The organism is Rhodococcus sp. H-CA8f (genome assembly GCF_002501585.1).
Lineage (GTDB): Bacteria > Actinomycetota > Actinomycetes > Mycobacteriales > Mycobacteriaceae > Rhodococcus_F > Rhodococcus_F erythropolis.
Window position 1 is genome coordinate 4,059,636 of the sequence record NZ_CP023720.1, and the last position, 15,602, is coordinate 4,075,237.

Annotated in this window: 17 protein-coding genes; 8 read left to right on the top strand and 9 right to left on the bottom strand. The window is 64.2% G+C overall.

The window, feature by feature from the left end; all coding sequences use genetic code 11:
• Nucleotides 1–4 precede the first annotated feature (4 nt).
• The gene (locus tag CPI83_RS18910) at nucleotides 5–1,408 is read right to left on the bottom strand and encodes an NAD(P)H-quinone dehydrogenase (protein WP_020969166.1); all 1,404 of its coding nucleotides are present in this window, start codon (nucleotides 1,406–1,408) and stop codon (nucleotides 5–7) included.
• A gap of 154 nt (nucleotides 1,409–1,562) precedes the next feature.
• Between CPI83_RS18910 and CPI83_RS18915 the strand changes: the two genes are divergently transcribed.
• The gene (locus tag CPI83_RS18915; RefSeq protein WP_003940753.1) at nucleotides 1,563–2,033 is read left to right on the top strand and encodes a gamma-glutamylcyclotransferase; all 471 of its coding nucleotides are present in this window, start codon (nucleotides 1,563–1,565) and stop codon (nucleotides 2,031–2,033) included.
• A 13-nt stretch (nucleotides 2,034–2,046) separates the two neighbouring features.
• Here the strand turns inward: CPI83_RS18915 and CPI83_RS18920 are convergent, their stop codons facing one another.
• Genes CPI83_RS18920 through CPI83_RS18935 form a run of 4 tightly spaced genes read right to left on the bottom strand, consistent with a single transcriptional unit; the run spans nucleotide 2,047 to nucleotide 6,195 of the window.
• Nucleotides 2,047–3,123, bottom strand: coding sequence for a hypothetical protein (locus CPI83_RS18920; protein ID WP_020907043.1), 1,077 nt, complete (start codon nucleotides 3,121–3,123; stop codon nucleotides 2,047–2,049).
• Nucleotides 3,124–3,178: 55 nt separating this feature from the next.
• Nucleotides 3,179–4,327: a M20 family metallopeptidase gene (locus CPI83_RS18925; protein WP_003940741.1), complete on the bottom strand. Its 1,149-nt coding sequence runs from the start codon at nucleotides 4,325–4,327 to the stop codon at nucleotides 3,179–3,181.
• Nucleotides 4,324–5,484 carry a M20 family metallopeptidase gene (locus tag CPI83_RS18930; protein ID WP_020969164.1) on the bottom strand — a complete coding sequence of 387 codons (1,161 nt, stop codon included), beginning with the start codon at nucleotides 5,482–5,484 and terminating at the stop codon, nucleotides 4,324–4,326. Before CPI83_RS18930 ends, CPI83_RS18925 begins: the two co-directional genes overlap by 4 nt.
• A gap of 12 nt (nucleotides 5,485–5,496) precedes the next feature.
• Nucleotides 5,497–6,195 (bottom strand): enoyl-CoA hydratase-related protein, encoded by a 699-nt coding sequence (locus tag CPI83_RS18935; protein ID WP_019747702.1) that lies wholly within the window; start codon nucleotides 6,193–6,195, stop codon nucleotides 5,497–5,499.
• Nucleotides 6,196–6,262: 67 nt separating this feature from the next.
• On the opposite strand from CPI83_RS18935, the gene CPI83_RS18940 reads away from it, so the two are divergent.
• Nucleotides 6,263–7,060 carry a purine-nucleoside phosphorylase gene (locus CPI83_RS18940; RefSeq protein ID WP_097387556.1) on the top strand — a complete coding sequence of 266 codons (798 nt, stop codon included), beginning with the start codon at nucleotides 6,263–6,265 and terminating at the stop codon, nucleotides 7,058–7,060.
• Entirely contained in the window at nucleotides 7,057–8,649 is a 1,593-nt protein-coding gene (locus CPI83_RS18945; protein ID WP_097387557.1) for a phospho-sugar mutase, read from the top strand. Before CPI83_RS18940 ends, CPI83_RS18945 begins: the two co-directional genes overlap by 4 nt.
• Here CPI83_RS18945 and upp read toward each other — a convergent pair.
• Nucleotides 8,646–9,269, bottom strand: a complete 624-nt coding sequence (gene upp / locus CPI83_RS18950; protein ID WP_007727319.1) for a uracil phosphoribosyltransferase — start codon at nucleotides 9,267–9,269, stop codon at nucleotides 8,646–8,648. The genes CPI83_RS18945 and upp overlap by 4 nt on opposite strands.
• 81 nt (nucleotides 9,270–9,350) lie before the next feature.
• Between upp and CPI83_RS18955 the strand changes: the two genes are divergently transcribed.
• From CPI83_RS18955 to CPI83_RS18975, 5 genes are read left to right on the top strand one after another with little or no spacing between them, the layout of a single operon-like run.
• Nucleotides 9,351–9,665: a type VII secretion target gene (locus CPI83_RS18955; protein ID WP_020969162.1), complete on the top strand. Its 315-nt coding sequence runs from the start codon at nucleotides 9,351–9,353 to the stop codon at nucleotides 9,663–9,665.
• Nucleotides 9,662–10,654, top strand: coding sequence for a C40 family peptidase (locus CPI83_RS18960; protein WP_097387558.1), 993 nt, complete (start codon nucleotides 9,662–9,664; stop codon nucleotides 10,652–10,654). Before CPI83_RS18955 ends, CPI83_RS18960 begins: the two co-directional genes overlap by 4 nt.
• 8 nt (nucleotides 10,655–10,662) lie before the next feature.
• The gene (locus CPI83_RS18965) at nucleotides 10,663–11,004 is read left to right on the top strand and encodes a hypothetical protein (protein ID WP_042951376.1); all 342 of its coding nucleotides are present in this window, start codon (nucleotides 10,663–10,665) and stop codon (nucleotides 11,002–11,004) included.
• Nucleotides 11,001–11,300: a YbaB/EbfC family nucleoid-associated protein gene (locus CPI83_RS18970; RefSeq protein ID WP_029255004.1), complete on the top strand. Its 300-nt coding sequence runs from the start codon at nucleotides 11,001–11,003 to the stop codon at nucleotides 11,298–11,300. Before CPI83_RS18965 ends, CPI83_RS18970 begins: the two co-directional genes overlap by 4 nt.
• 47 nt (nucleotides 11,301–11,347) lie before the next feature.
• Entirely contained in the window at nucleotides 11,348–12,586 is a 1,239-nt protein-coding gene (locus CPI83_RS18975) for a hypothetical protein (protein ID WP_020969158.1), read from the top strand.
• A 15-nt stretch (nucleotides 12,587–12,601) separates the two neighbouring features.
• On the opposite strand, the gene CPI83_RS18980 is transcribed toward CPI83_RS18975, so the two are convergent.
• The 3 genes from CPI83_RS18980 to CPI83_RS18990 are packed head-to-tail and all read right to left on the bottom strand — an operon-like array spanning nucleotide 12,602 to nucleotide 15,389.
• A complete protein-coding gene (locus tag CPI83_RS18980) occupies nucleotides 12,602–13,687 on the bottom strand; it encodes an adenosine deaminase (RefSeq protein ID WP_097387559.1) in 1,086 nt (361 codons plus the stop codon).
• 9 nt (nucleotides 13,688–13,696) lie between these two features.
• Nucleotides 13,697–14,992, bottom strand: a complete 1,296-nt coding sequence (locus CPI83_RS18985; RefSeq protein ID WP_097387560.1) for a thymidine phosphorylase — start codon at nucleotides 14,990–14,992, stop codon at nucleotides 13,697–13,699.
• Entirely contained in the window at nucleotides 14,985–15,389 is a 405-nt protein-coding gene (locus CPI83_RS18990) for a cytidine deaminase (protein ID WP_019747693.1), read from the bottom strand. The genes CPI83_RS18985 and CPI83_RS18990 overlap by 8 nt, the downstream gene beginning before the upstream one ends.
• Nucleotides 15,390–15,602 lie beyond the last annotated feature (213 nt).

The following is a 15,602-nucleotide window of genomic DNA, read 5'->3' on the forward strand; positions in this document are numbered from 1 at the left end:
GTTCTCAGTCCAGGTCGTCGTGACGCATGAGCTGACGAGCTGCCTCGGTGATCGATCCGGTCAGCGACGGGTACACCGAGAACGTCTGAGCCAGGTCGTTGACCGTCAGGTTGTTCTGCACGGCGATCGCAATCGGCAGGATGAGTTCCGAAGCGGTGGGTGCGACCACAACACCGCCGATGACCACGCCGGTAGCCGGGCGGCAGAAGATTTTCACGAAGCCGCGGCGCAAACCGGACATCTTGGCTCGCGGGTTGGTGTTGAGCGGCAACATGACGGTGCGAGCAGGCACCTCTCCGTTGTCGATCGCGGCCTGCGAAACACCCACCGTTGCAATTTCGGGGCGCGTGAAGACGGCCGATGCGACGGTCTTCAACTTGATCGGGCTGACGCCTTCACCGAGTGCGTGGTACATCGCGATACGTCCCTGCATCGCAGCCACCGACGCGAGCGGGAGCAGTCCGGTGCAGTCACCGGCGGCGTAGATACCGGAAACCGTGGTGCGCGAGACCCGGTCGACACGCAGGTAGCCGCCCTTGTCCAACTCGATGCCGACCCGCTCCAGGCCGAGACCGTTGGTGTTGGGGACGGAACCGACGGTCATCAGTGCGTGGCTTCCTTCGACCGTGCGGCCGTCGGAGAGCTTGACGATGATGCCCTTCTCGGTGCGCTCGACGGCGTCTGCGCGGGCGTGCTTGACGAGGGTGACACCGCGCTCGGCGAGGGCGTCCTCGAGCACGAGCGCCGCATCGGCATCCTCGCCGGGCAGAACACGGTCACGACTGGACACGAGTGTGACCTTGACGCCCATCTCGGTGTAGGCGGAGACGAACTCGGCACCGGTGACACCGGAACCGACCACGACCAGGTGCTCGGGCAGCTCGTCCAAGTCGTAGAGCTGACGCCACGTCATGATTCGCTCACCGTCGGGCTCGGCTCCCGGGATGATGCGGGGGCTGGCGCCGGTGGCGATCAACACGACGTCTGCGTCGATGGTCTTCTGCTCGCCGCTTCCGAGCGTCGCGCGAACCTGGTGTGCTGCCATACCGAGGAGCGGATCGGTCAGTTCGGCGGTGCCGGAGAGAACCTCGACGCCGACCGTCTGCAACCGTGCGCGAATGTCCGAGGACTGGGACAACGCGAGACTCTTGACTCGGGAGTGGATCTTCGGCAGTGACACCGAAGCCTGCTCCGGATCCAGAGTGATGCCGAGGTCGGATGCACGACGCATGTCGGTGCGGATTCCGGTGGACGCGATGAACGTCTTCGACGGGACACAGTCGAACAGCACACACGCGCCGCCGACGCCGTCCGAATCGACCAGGGTGACCGTGGCCCCGTGCTGCGCGGCTACCAGTGCCGCCTCGTAGCCGGCGGGTCCGCCACCGATGATCACGATCCGGGTCATGTGTCCTCCAAGTCCTCGCGTGGCCGGCAGGGGTCTCCCGTCGACCAGTGTCACGCTATTCGAGCACCACGTGTCGCGCAGTGCTTGTACCAGATTACTTGCGTCCGGTGGTCCGCTTCGCCACACCCTCGGACCACGGTTTAGGCTTGCGCCCGTGTCGATTTATGCCGCCTACGGTTCCAACATGCATCCCGAGCAGATGTTGTTGCGCTGCCCACACTCGCCCATGTCCGGGACAGGGTGGCTGCGAGGCTGGCGCCTGACCTTCAGCGGCGAGGACCTCGGCTGGGAGGGGGCTCTCGCCACCGTGGTCGAAGACCCCGATTCCAGTGTTTTCGTGGTCCTCTACGACGTCCCGGAAGAGGACGAAGTGAGTCTGGACCGCTGGGAAGGTGCCGAACTCGGTCTGCACCGCAAGATCCGCGTGCGGGTCGACACCGCAGGCGATGCGGTGCTCGCTTGGCTCTACGTCATGGATGCGTACGAAGGCGGACTGCCGTCGGCCCGCTACATCGGCGTGATGGCCGACGCCGCCGAGATTGCCGGAGCGCCGGCCGAGTACGTGCGAGAGTTGCGGACGAGAAACAGCCGCAACGTGGGTCCGGGTAACGGTGTTACCGATTAGATAGCTGTCCTGCTCAAAGCAGCAGGAAATACGCGAGCACTGCAAGTGCTGCGAGTACCACCACAATCGTCAGGCCGATGAGCACACGCTTGGAACCGCGTGACTCCGATTCGCCTGCGGCAACTGCAGTTTCCGGCTCGACTGTTGCCACCCCGGTTGCAGTTTCAGCCGCCACCTTCTCACGTCCGAGAGTGTCGAACACCTCCGTCACGTCGTGTGAAGGCGGCAAACCGATCGGAACGATCGTGTGCGACGTCGAGGTGAAACCGGCAGCCAGAATTGCGGCTCCCAGCGCGGCCGACTGCTCCGGTCCGGGCCCGAGTTCACATCTGACACCGAGCTTTTCGGCGATTCCGGCCGCTATGGACATCATGGCTGCTTTGTCTGTCGCCGGTTCTCCGTCACCGGTGACGACTACGGCGTCCAGGTTCTCCGGCATCCAACCGAACGCACCTAGTGCCGTCGCGAGGCGTGAACTCGGTGAACTCCCGTCGCCGGCGAAGCCGAATGCGCGGCCGGCGGCGACGCCCGAACGCACCAGCGTGACCGCTGCCCCGGTGTCGTCGACGTGATAGATGCCGATGAGCGTGCCGGCGAGTGCCGCGATTTCCGACTCGAACCACGCCGAGACCGCCTCGGCGTCCGAGACGAGAGTGACCCGCTCGAGGCCTGCATAGACCAGTGAATCCTGCATGAGGGCCGCTGTGGACGAGTCCCAGCGCGACGGGTAGGTCGCGACGATGTCGGGCGCTCCCCCACTTCGACCACCACGATCGGGCAGCGGCTCGCATTCCTGCAATAGGCAGCGAATCGACGTCGCCACCAAATCCTCGGCGCGGTAACGGGTATCGGCCGTTCCGGAGACGCCACTCGGGTCCCCCACACGGCCGACAAAACCTGACCATGATTCCGAGAATTCACGGCCGGCACCCAATTGCTCGGTACCGCCGAGCACGGTCGTTCCGTCCTTGCGTTGATTGAGAATCGTGTCCCTGACCAACACCACCGGATCGGCCGAACCCGGATCGTTGGACGCAACTACAGCCGTCGACACCAATGTGCCGATTCGCACTCCCACACCTATGGACATGCCCGTACCTTCACTCGAACGACACGAAAAACGGTACCCCCGACGGGAACCGGAACTATCCCAGAACCAGGCTCGTCAGAACCTTCACACCGACGCCGAGTGCACGCTCGTCGAGATCGAAAGTGGGTTGGTGGATGTCGAGCTGATCGCCTTCACCCGACCACACGCCGAGCCGCGCCATGGCACCCGGCACGGTTTCGAGGTACCACGAAAAGTCTTCGCCACCACCGGATTGCGGGGTGTCCGCCAAAGCATCTTGTCCGACGGTCGCGATGGCGTCCTCGAACATCCGAGTGGACACCTCGTCGTTGACGACCGGTGGCACTCCGCGACGATAGTTGAGTTGGTAGCGAACTCCGGTGGGCGCGAGCAGTCCGTGGACGATTTCTTCCACGAGCGGTTCGAGCAACTCCCACGTGTCGTGATCGCCGGTACGTACCGTGCCCGTCATCATGCCGGTCTGCGGAATCGCGTTGGGCGCCTGACCTGCACTGACCGCACCCCACACCATCACGGTGCCGGTACGCGGATCGATACGACGGCTGAGCATTCCCGGCAGCCCGGTCACGACTGTGCCGAGTGCGTAGATGAGGTCCGTGGTCAGGTGCGGCCTCGACGTGTGCCCACCCGGAGAGTCGAGAACGACCTCGATCGTGTCTGCAGCAGAGGTGATCGCGCCAAGACGCATTCCGACCTGGCCCGCCTCGAGTCGCGGATCGCAGTGCAGAGCAAAGATTCTGGACACGCCGTCGAGCGCGCCGGCAGCGATGACGTCGAGTGCACCACCAGGCATGACTTCCTCGGCGGGCTGGAAGATCAGCCGAACCCCGACGGGAAGTTCGGGCAGCGTGGCCAGAGCCAATCCGGCGCCGAGCAGGATGGTGGTGTGGGCGTCGTGCCCGCATGCATGAGACACACCGGGGACCGTGGACGAGTACGTCGCCCCGGTCGCCTCCTGCATCGGCAAAGCGTCCATGTCGGCGCGAAGTGCGATTCGCGGCCCCTCAGGTCCGATGTCGCACGTGAGCCCGGTGCCACCGGGAAGGATCTTCGGCGACAGCCCAGCGGCGGTGAGGCGGGTCGCGACGAATTCGGTGGTCGCGTATTCGCGGCGAGCCAACTCCGGGTTGGCATGGATGTGTCGACGCCACGCGACGAGGTCGTCGGTGTGCGCGTGAATCCACGTGTCGATTGCCGCGTTCACCGGCGATCTACCCCTTCCAACAGACGGGTGCGTTGTTCTGGATCGGACGCTACCCGGACAGCAGTGCGGGCCAACGCAATTGCACCGTCGACTACCGCTCGATCTGCGGAGGTGGTGATACACGCGGCCGCGAACTCCGGCTGATGTGTCACTGCCCCCGATGAATCCAAGCCTATGACCGGGTGAATTCCCGGAATCACATTGGTCACATTACCCATATCCGTACTACCCAGTGGACGGGAGCGCTCCCATTCCGCTGCCAGTGGCACCCGCCCGAGGTCGACGATCTGTTCACGGTACGCCGCCGCCAGCCACGGATCGGGGGTCAACTCGGTGTAAGTGGGCGATACCGTGCGGATTTCGTGGGTGCATCCGGTGCCGAGTGCGCCCGAGGCGAAGCAGGCGTCGGCACGCTCGGACAGATTGGCCAACGATGCGGCCGTCTCGGCACGCAGGTAGTACAGCAGTTCGGACCGAGCCGGAACGATGTTGGGAGCAGTGCCGCCATCACTGACGATTCCGTGAATCTGTTGCCCTGGCTGGAGGTGCTGGCGCAACAATCCGACCGCCACCTGCGCGAGCGTCGCGGCATCGGCGGCATTGCGACCGAATTCCGGCGCAGCAGAGGCGTGCGCTTCGCGACCGTGATAGCTGACGGCGATGTCCGCCAGGGCCAGCGAGGTGGCACCGATGATGTCGATCGGTCCTGGATGAACCATCATGGCCGCGCCGACGCCGTCGAATGCACCACGCTCGAGCATCAGAACTTTGCCGCCACCGGTTTCCTCCGCGGGAGTACCGATCACTCGGACTGTGATCCCCAGTTCGTCGGCCACGGTAGCCAACGCGATGCCGGCCCCGACCGCGGCGGCGGCAATGATGTTGTGCCCACAGGCATGACCGATCTCGGGCAGCGCGTCGTACTCGGCGCAGATCGCGATGACCAACTCTCCACTGCCGTAGGTGGCATCGAAGGCCGTCGGCAGATCGACGATCCCGTGAGTGACCGCGAAACCGTGCTGCGCCAGCAGGTCCGACACTTTGGCAGCGCTGCGGAACTCCTCGAAGGCAAGTTCCGGATCGCTGTGAATCGAATGCGACAGCGCAATCAGATCGGCCTCTACGGACCTGACTGCGCTGTCGACATTCTGGTTCACGCGATCATTGTCTCACCCGAAGGAGAAGTTGCTCTTGTCAGTCACCTGAGCGAGGTCCGCAAGAGCATCGCGGTGGATGCCTGCCTTGATTCCCGCCAAGTTCTTGCCGTGAGTCGACGTCAGTGCCGACGCCTTGGTCACTGCTGCGGCGAGTACTCCGTCGCCGTCGACCGTTTCCTGCACGATGCCGGCAGCAAGCGCGTCGGCGCCGCCGAATCGACGCCCCGTCGTCATCGCGTCGACTGCCGTCTGCTTGGGCAGACGACTGTTCAACAGTGCTGACATGCCGACAGTGAACGGCATGTTCAGTCCGACCTCGGGGAGGCAGTAGAAGCCGCGGTCCGCGCGCATGATCTGGAAATCGTGTGAGGACGCGAGCATGGCGCCGGCGCCGAACGCGTGCCCCTGCACGGCCGCGACCGTGGCCATCGGGAAGGTCAACAAACGGCTGTAGATGGTGTGGACCTTGTCCAGGTAGCCGGGCAGACCGTCGAGATTGCCGAAGATCCACGTCGTGTCCAGGCCGTTCGTGTAGAACTTGCCCGTCGCCGTCGTCACCAGGGCTGCGGGTCCCTCGTGCGCTTCGACTTCGTCCAACTTGCTGTGAACAGCGTCGATCCACTCAGGGCCGAAGCGGTTCTCGTTGTCCGTTTCGCCCTCGTTGCCGAGGTACAGGATGAATACGTCGCCGTCGCGTTCGAGATAAGGCATGGATGGGAGAGTAACGCCCGCCAACTCACCCGGCGAACCGACCCGACTCCTCAGTAGGGTTGCTCACATGGGAACGATCGCCGAGGCCGCCGCCGCTGCTCTGTCCGCCATGACTGGCTCTTCGTCACCGTCAGTCGCCATCGTGCTCGGGTCGGGGTGGACCGATGCCGCAGACGTGTTCGGCGACGCCGGTGCGGACGTGACAGCCGAAGTCTCGATGGCGGATCTTCCTGGCTTCGCCCCACCGTCCGCGCTCGGTCACGCGGGCAGCATTCGTTCGGTGCGCGTCGGAAACACCGAAGTCCTGCTGCTGCTCGGGCGTGCGCACGCATACGAGGGCCACGATCTCGGTACCGTCGTCCACCCGGTCCGGACAGCCATTGCTGCCGGCGCCGACACGGTCATCCTCACCAATGCGGCCGGCGGTATCCGCGAAAACTACACAGTCGGTCAACCGGTGCTGATCAGTGACCACCTGAACCTGACGGCCCGCTCTCCCCTCGTCGGCGCAGAGTTCGTCGACCTGGTCGACGCCTATTCGCCGGAACTGCGTGCGCTGGCTCGCTCGATCGACCCGGACCTTGCCGAGGGTGTTTACGCCGGGCTTCCCGGTCCGCACTACGAGACTCCGGCCGAGATTCGAATGCTTCGTACACTCGGCGCCGATCTGGTCGGCATGTCGACGGTTCACGAGACCATCGCGGCTCGCGCGCTCGGCGCCCGCGTTCTCGGCATCTCCATGGTCACCAATCTGGCCGCCGGAATCACGGGCGCCCCGCTCGACCATCAGGAAGTGCTGGCGGCAGGCAAAGCATCGGCGGCCCGGATGGGAGTGCTGCTGCGTCAACTGGTCGAGCAGCTGTGACACCACTGAACGTCACCGAGTGGATCGACGCCGATCCGGACCCAGTTACCCGCGCAGAATTAGCAGCCCTTTCCGAACATGAACTGGCCGAACGCTTTTCCGCACCACTGACGTTCGGCACTGCTGGGCTTCGCGGGCCGGTGCGCGGCGGGCCCAACGGCATGAACCTCGCGGTCGTCATCCGGACCACGTCCGGTCTGGCGGCCTGGCTGACAGCTCGCTGCCAGGGCGGGTCCCGCGTTGTGGTCGGCCGCGACGCCCGGCTCGGTTCAGAGGCATTTGCTCTCGCCGCCGCCGAGGTCATGGCAGCGGCCGGGTTCGAGGTGACCCTGCTCCCCCGCCCACTGCCGACACCGCTGGTGGCGTTCGCGGTGCGCAGGCTCGGGGCAGCGGCAGGTATCCAGATCACCGCCTCCCACAATCCTGCCGCCGACAACGGTTACAAGGTGTATCTCTCGGGCGGAGCGCAACTCGTCTCCCCCGCCGATCGTGAAATCGAGAGCGAGATCGCCCGCATCGGTGGTGCCGCCGACGTCGCGCGAGCATCGGTGATTCCGGCCGACGATTCTCTGGTCGAGGAGTACATCGCCCGCATCGCGACCCTCCCGCACGGCGACGCCCGCTCGATCCGGATTGCGTTCACGGCAATGCACGGCGTCGGCGGGGAGACTGCGACAGCGGCTCTGCGAGCAGCAGGGTTCGACGATCTGCACGTCGTGGCGGAGCAGTTCGATCCCGACCCCACGTTTCCGACCGTCGAGTTCCCCAATCCCGAAGAGCCCGGTGCCGCAGACCGCCTGCTCGCCCTTGCCCGAAGTGTCGACGCGGATCTGGCGATCGCACTCGACCCGGATGCCGACCGCTGCGCCGTCGGAGTTCGCGACGGTGATCAGTGGCGCATGTTGCGCGGCGACGAAACCGGGGTGCTCCTGGCCGACCACGTACTGCACACGGCGCCCGAAGATTCGTTGGTGGCGACGACGATCGTCTCCTCGACTCTGCTCTCGAAGTTGGCGAAAGCTCGCGGAGCCAGGTTTGCGCAGACACTCACCGGATTCAAGTGGCTCACGCGCGCCGGCGACGGACTCGTCTACGCCTACGAGGAAGCGATCGGGCACTGCGTCGATCCGGATGTGGTGCGGGACAAGGACGGAATCTCAGCTGCCGTCCTGGTGGCCGACTTGGCTGCCACCCTCGCGGGCAGCAACAGAACCCTGTTGGACGTTCTAGGCGACTATGCCGTCGAATTCGGACTGCATCGCGGGGACCAAGTATCCCGCCGCGTCGAGGATTTGAGCGACATCGCCGAAATGATGAAACGACTACGCGCCGATCCTCCTGGCCAACTCGCGGGTGAGCCGGTCACGACCGAGGACTTGTCCCTGGTTCGCGGTGGTATGCGCACCGACGCAGTGATATTCGACGGGCCGTCGATCCGCGTGGTAGTTCGACCGTCCGGAACCGAGCCCAAGCTCAAGTGTTATCTCGAAGTTGTCGTCCCGGTGGCGAACCGCGACGACCTCGCGAACGCACTAGAGCAGGCGAAGGCCCGGCTGGCCGAACTCCGAACCTTCGCCCTTTCGCTCTAGCGGGGTCCGAACTGCCGATCGCCGGCGTCACCGAGACCGGGGACGATGAAAGCGTTCTCGTCGAGTCCGTCATCGATGCTCGCGATGACCAGACGAACCGGGTGGCCGGACGCTGCCAGCGCGTCGACGCCGGCCGGAGCGGCCACGACGCACACTGCCGTGACATCCGTCGCGCCACGCGCAACCAGCAAGTCGATGGTGTGCACCATCGAGCCACCGGTGGCGAGCATCGGATCGAGCACGAACACCGGGATACCGGACAGATCCGCAGGCAGGGATTCGAGGTACGGAACCGGTTGATGAGTCTCTTCGTCACGTGCCATTCCGACAAAGCCGACGCCGGCCGACGGAATCAGCGCACTCGCCTGTTCGACCATGCCCAGACCGGCCCGCAGCACGGGTACCAACAACGGCGGCTTCGCGAGCCGGATGCCCGTCGTCGCTGCTACCGGGGTGTCGACCGGAAACTCCTCGACCTCCGCGTCACGCATGGCCTCGTAGACCAGCATGTGCGTGAGCCTGCGAAGTGCGGAACGAAAAGTTGCGTTCTCACTGCGTGCATCACGCATTGTCGTCAAGAGGGCCGCCGCGAGCGGATGGTCGACTACGTGCGTCTGCATGACCATCAGAATAGTTCCTCGGGAACCGGAGCACCCCGCGCGGCGTCCAAGAAGGAGTAAGCGCAACGGGGGGAAGACAAGTTGACAAATCTGGATCTGGACACTGAAAGCATCGCGGAGTTCGCCACGCGGTTGGGCACTGTTGCCGACAACGTCGCGCAAGCGCGACAGGACGCGGCGGGTGGCGATCACTTGGCTCTGTCCACTGTGCTGGGGCTGATCGGCGGCGACTTCGTCGATGTCGCGAGCCGAGCACAGCAAGCGCACATCGACGACATCGATCGACTGTCCGCTGTGATCTCCAGCGTCCAGTCAGCCACCCGCGACGCTCACGCCGTCTATCTCGACTCCGAGGAATCGGTACGAACGACTCTCGCTGAAGCCGCACGCTCATGATCGACGTCGACGCACTCGCACGACCGATCATCGATCTGGTCGACATTGTCGGGACTGGCGTCCCCAGCGCAAGTGGACCCGACGTCGGCATCCGAATCGCTACGGACGCCCTCGAGATCGCATACCAATTGGGAAGCACTGCTCTGAGCGAACTGGCGTCCTCTCAGAGCTCGTCCACGGCACTCACCGCTGCGGTGACCAAAACCGAGCAGACGCAGACGTCGACGCGAAACCTCGCCGATCGTGGGACCGACATCGCCGGCGTCGTGGACGAAGCAACAACGTCCGTGTACGCGGGAATGACCGAACTCGGTGAGATTCTCCAGTCCTTTCTGACACTCGCGATCAAGGCCGGGCCGACGCTGATGACACCGACGGGCCAATTGATGTTGTTGTCGGCCGCGTTGGAGCACCTCGGACGCGCGGTATCGGTTATCGAGCGGGTACGCGGTGAGCTGGCGGGGTCGACCGACAAGATGTCCGCACTCGTCCCGTCCGTCCCGATACCCGATCCCGCACCTGGAGTCTCCGGTTCGGTGGGTGGTTCCGGTTCCGTCGGTGGTTCCGGTTCCGTCGGTGGTTCTGGTTCCGTCGGTGGAGTAGAGGTCGAACTTCCCGACGGCTCGATTGCCACCGCACCGAACGCCGAGGCCGCTGCTGCCGTACGCAACGCGCTTACTCAACAGGGTGTCCCGTACGCCTGGGGAGGCACGACACCCGGAGTCGGTCTGGACTGCAGTGGTCTGACGCAATGGGCGTACGGCCAGGCCGGAGTCGATATTCCGAGGTTGGCTCAGGAACAGGGAATCGGGAACCAGGTCGATCAGAACAATCTGATGCCGGGCGACCTCGCGGTCTGGGACGGCCACGTCGCGATGGTGATCGGCGGCGGCCAGATGATCGAAGCCGGCGACCCAGTCGAAATCAGCGCCATCCGAACCACGAACAGCGGCATGGGCTTTCACGGTTTCTACCGTCCGACAGAATGACAGGAAACATGAACGAGAACATGCGGGAATCACCGCCGATCATCACAGCCGTCGCCGTCAACCGCGCCGGAACCATCGCGGTCCGCGCCACGGAGCACGCCGTGCCCGTGGACCTGCGGATCAGCCAGGAGGAACTGCGGTACGGCGGGGAACGGTTGGCGCAACAGATACTCACGCTGTGCTCGAAAGCAGCAATCGAGGCCGGCGCCCGCCATCGTGTGGAGCTCGAAGAGACCGGAGTCCCGGCAGCGATCCTCGATCGGCTCGGTCTCGCGACCCGAGACGAACTGGCCGATGTCGACGCCGCCGAGGGCCAGATCCTTCCGTCGAGCTGGATGCGTTCGATATGAGCGAGATTGATCGAATCATGGAGTTGGCGAAACACCGGACCGGACTCTTGCAGGACGCCGTCGACGGGGTCGGCGCTCTGCGGGCGGTCGTCTCGAGCGAGGGTGGGATAGTCACGGCGACTGTCGACGGGCTGGGCGCTCTGGTCGACCTACGGATTACCGACGCAATCACCGCGATGAATTCTCGCACTGTGGCCGCATTGACGGTGGCAACAATTCACCAGGCAGTTCGACAGTCCAACGACGAACGAGAGCGACTGGTCAGTGAGCTCCGAGTGGCACTGAAACAAACGTGACGAACCCCCGCTATGCCTTTCGCTCTGCGGTGGATAGGCTTCCGCCCATGGCTGGAGACATCGTCCCTATCGAAATCGGACTCACCGACGGAGACCTCGTCACTTTGTGGGCACCCCGCTGGCGCGAGGGCGACGACGAGTGGGAAGCGTTCCTCGGCCATGAGGAAGACCTGTACGGGTTCTCCTCCGTCGCAGAACTCGCGGCCTTCATCCGAACGGACTCCGACAACGACCTGGTCGAGCATCCGGCGTGGGCCGTCGTCTCCGGGCTGTCGGCAGCCGAGCTCGAACCGGAAGAGAACTTCACCTTCGACTTCGTCGGCGTGCCGGAACTGGCCGCAGGTGACCCTGAGGCACTGGCGGTCTCGGAACTCGAAGACACCTTGAACATGGCTCGCAACATCGGCGAGGTGTGCGAACTGGACGCGGTCATCCGCTTCTTCAGCGGCCATCCGGTTCTCGGCGCGCTTGCGACCGGCGCCGGCACCTTCGAAGGTCGCGAAGGCCTGGAGCTGTGGGACCAGGTCGGCGCTGCGATCGTCAAGGACTGGGACGCCGTTCTCGACGCCATCGACAAGGTGGTCACCTCCCCGAAGGTCGACGCAGCTGCCGTCGCGGTCGCCGAAGCTGAACTGCTCGCTGCCGCCGAGAACACCGTCGACGCCGACGATGTCGCCGAGGAGGGCGAGGACGAGGAATTCGACGAAGACGACCTCGACGAGGAGGAAGACGAAGTCGAGACCTTCTGGGGCGAGGTCGGTGTCGACCCGATCCGCATCATCACCTCAGCCGAGACGTTCTACACTCTGCGCTGCTACATGGGCGATCAGGCGATCTTCCTCGGCAAGGACGGACTGATCACCGTTTTCCGTAGCGAGCGCGCACTCGCTCGCTACCTCGCCGACAACCACGAACACGATCTCTCGCAGGTCAGCACGTACGGCGAAATTCAGAATGCGGCCGTCGACGGTTCACTCGAAATCGAGGTCACGGACGAGAACGTCTACGTTCTGCCCGGCATCGCCGACGACCTCGCCCAGGGCCCGGACGTCGTCGACGCCGAGCAACTGGAACTTGCCGTCGAATTGTTCACCGATGCAGCGGATTTCGCCGACGACGACTCCACCGAGGAGGCTCTGTCCGCGTCGAACGAGCTGGGTTGGTACGTCTCGTACCTCCTCAACCCCGATCCGTCGCGGATGGCTCCGAGTGCGCCGTTCACCAAGGAATCCGAGGCCTGGCGCGAACTCGAGCGTGAGTTCGAGGCCCGGCTGCGATCTGAGTAGTCGGGTGCACGTCAGCTAGCCGATGAGCACGGCGTAACCCGGCTTGATGACGTCGTCGATCAACGCGAGGCGCTCGTCGAACGGGATGAAAGCCGACTTCATCGCGTTGATGGTGAAGCGTTCCAGATCGGTCCAGCCGTAACCGAAGGTCTCGACCAACGCGGCCATTTCCCGGCTCATGCTGGTGTCGCTCATCAGTCTGTTGTCAGTGTTGACGGTCACGCGGAAGCGCAAGTCCGCCAACAGTCCGAACGGATGGTCCGCCAGGGCCGCTACGGCTCCGGTCTGCACGTTCGAACTCGGGCACAGTTCCAGGGGAATGCGCATGTCACGGACGTAGTTCGCGAGTCGACCCAGCTCTGCCCCACCTTGGCCGGCTACGTCGATGTCGTCCACGATCCGCACGCCGTGGCCCAACCGATCCGCTCCGCAGAAGGCGATGGCTTCGTGGATCGACGGCAACCCGAATGCCTCCCCCGCGTGAATCGTGAAGTGGGCGTTCGCATCACGCATGTATTCGAAAGCGTCGAGGTGCCGGCTCGGCGGGTTACCGGCCTCGGCACCGGCGATGTCGAAACCGACGACGCCGCGGTCCCGGAATCGCACAGCGAGTTCGGCGATCTCTCGTGACCGGGCGGCATGCCTCATCGCCGTGAGAAGACACCCGATTCGGATCTCCCGTCCCGCGACCCTGGCAGCGGATTCGCCGGCCCGGAAACCTTCGAGAACGTGCTCGACGACCTCGTCCAAACTCAGGCCTTGTTCCAGGTGCTGCTCGGGCGCAAAACGGATTTCGGCATAGACGACGTTGTCGTCGGCCAGATCCTCGGCGCATTCGCGCGCGACCCGCGCGAGCCCTTCGGGAGTCTGCATCACGGCGACGGTGTGGGCGAAGGTCTCGAGATAGAGCTCGAGCGAACCACTGTCAGCGGCAGTTCGGAACCATTGCGCCAGTTCGGATGCCGTATTCGCCGGCAGCTCGTCGTAGCCACACTGCTCGGCCAGTTCGAGGACAGTCTCGGGTCGGAGTCCTCCGTCGAGATGATCGTGGAGAAGAACTTTGGGTGCGCTGCGGATCGTGGTCAACTCCGGTGCGTTCATTCGCCAACGCTAACGCGAATCACCCACAATTCGCTCGATGAGCAACGGTCGCGAAACGGTGTCGGAATCGGCCCCGATCGACCAGCCTCCGTCGAGGCTCCGCCGCGCAGCATCAAATCTCTCGGGAGTGTCGGTGTGCAGTGTCATCAGCTTCTGTCCGGCGCGGACCACGTCGCCGGGCTTCGCGTGCATCTCGATGCCGGCACCGGCCTGAACGGCTTCGCCCTGTCGTTCGCGTCCGGCTCCGAGCTTCCAGGCCGCGACGCCCACCGCCATGGCGTCGAGTCGGGTCAGTACGCCGTCTCGGTCCGCGGTGACGACGTCGCTGTGCCGAGCTGTCGGCAGCGTCGCGTGTGGGTCCCCACCTTGTGCGGCGATCATCGCGCGCCACCGGTCCATGGCTGTGCCGTCGGCCAGTTTGTCTGCGGGGTCAATACCGTCGATCCCAGCCGCGGACAGCATCTCCCGAGCCAGGACCAGCGTCAGCTCGACGACGTCGGACGGCCCGCCGCCTGCCAGTACCTCGACGGATTCACGCACCTCGAGAGCGTTGCCAGCCGTCAATCCCAGCGGGGTGTCCATCCCGGTGATGAGAGCACTTGTACGCACGCCGGCGTCGTTGCCCAACTCGACCATCGTGCGTGCCAACTCTCGCGCGTCGCCGAGGTCCTTCATGAACGCTCCGGAACCGACTTTGACGTCGAGCACCAGGGCGCCGGTTCCCTCGGCAATCTTCTTGCTCATGATCGAACTTGCGATCAGCGGAATGGATTCCACCGTTCCCGTCACGTCGCGCAGCGCGTAGAGCTTCTTGTCGGCGGGGGCCAGGTTCGCTCCGGCAGCGCAGATCACCGCGCCGATTTTCGGGTCCGCGAGAATGTCTACCATCTCCGTCGCCGTGAGATCGGCTCGCCAACCTGGAATGGCCTCGAGCTTGTCGAGAGTTCCACCGGTGTGGCCGAGTCCGCGTCCCGACAACTGCGGGACTGCAAGTCCACATGCCGCGACGAGCGGCGCGAGCGGAAGGGTGATCTTGTCCCCAACGCCACCGGTCGAATGCTTGTCGACGGTGGGCAGCGGCAAGTCCGAAAAGTCCATCCTCCCGCCGGATTCGATCATTGCCTCGGTCCATCGGCCGGTCTCTGCTCGTGACATTCCTCGGAAATAGATCGCCATCGCGAGCGCCGACATCTGCTCGTCGCCGACGACCCCCTCAGTGAACGCCTGAACTATCCAGTCGATCTCGGTTCCCGACAACTCGCGGCCGTCACGCTTGGCGCCGATGATGGAAACTGCGTCAAACATGGCGGAGCCCCTCTGCTTGTTCCGGCCCGAAAGCATCAGGCAACAGCTCGCTCAGCGGCTTGAACCCACTGCTCGTGTCGACAAGCATCTCACCCCCGCCGTGCTCGAGAAGAAGCTGTCTGCACCTGCCGCATGGCATCAGAATCGAGCCCTTCGCGTCGCAGCACGTGAAGGCAACCAGCCGCCCGCCCCCGGTGGCGGCTAAGTTACCGACGAGTCCACATTCGGCACACAGGCTCAAACCGTATGAGACATTTTCCACATTGCATCCTGAGACGATCCGACCATCGTCTACCAGGGCAGCTGCACCCACTGCATAGCCCGAGTACGGTGCATAAGCCTGCCGCATGACCACTTGCGCGTTGTGCCGCAACAACTTCCAGTCGATGTCACCCATGGTTCGTTATCCAATCACGCCGACTGAATGGATGCAGAAACCACGCCGAAACCGACTAGGTGAGATTGGAAAGGCAAACCTTACAAAGAGTTTGGTACGAGTACGAATCCCGCATCTGATTAGTTCCCGGTTTCACATAGGTTTAGAGTCTGAGTCAAGTCGGTTCAGGATCCCGTCGAGCCCGGGCTGAGGTACATCGAAGCTCTCTGCAGG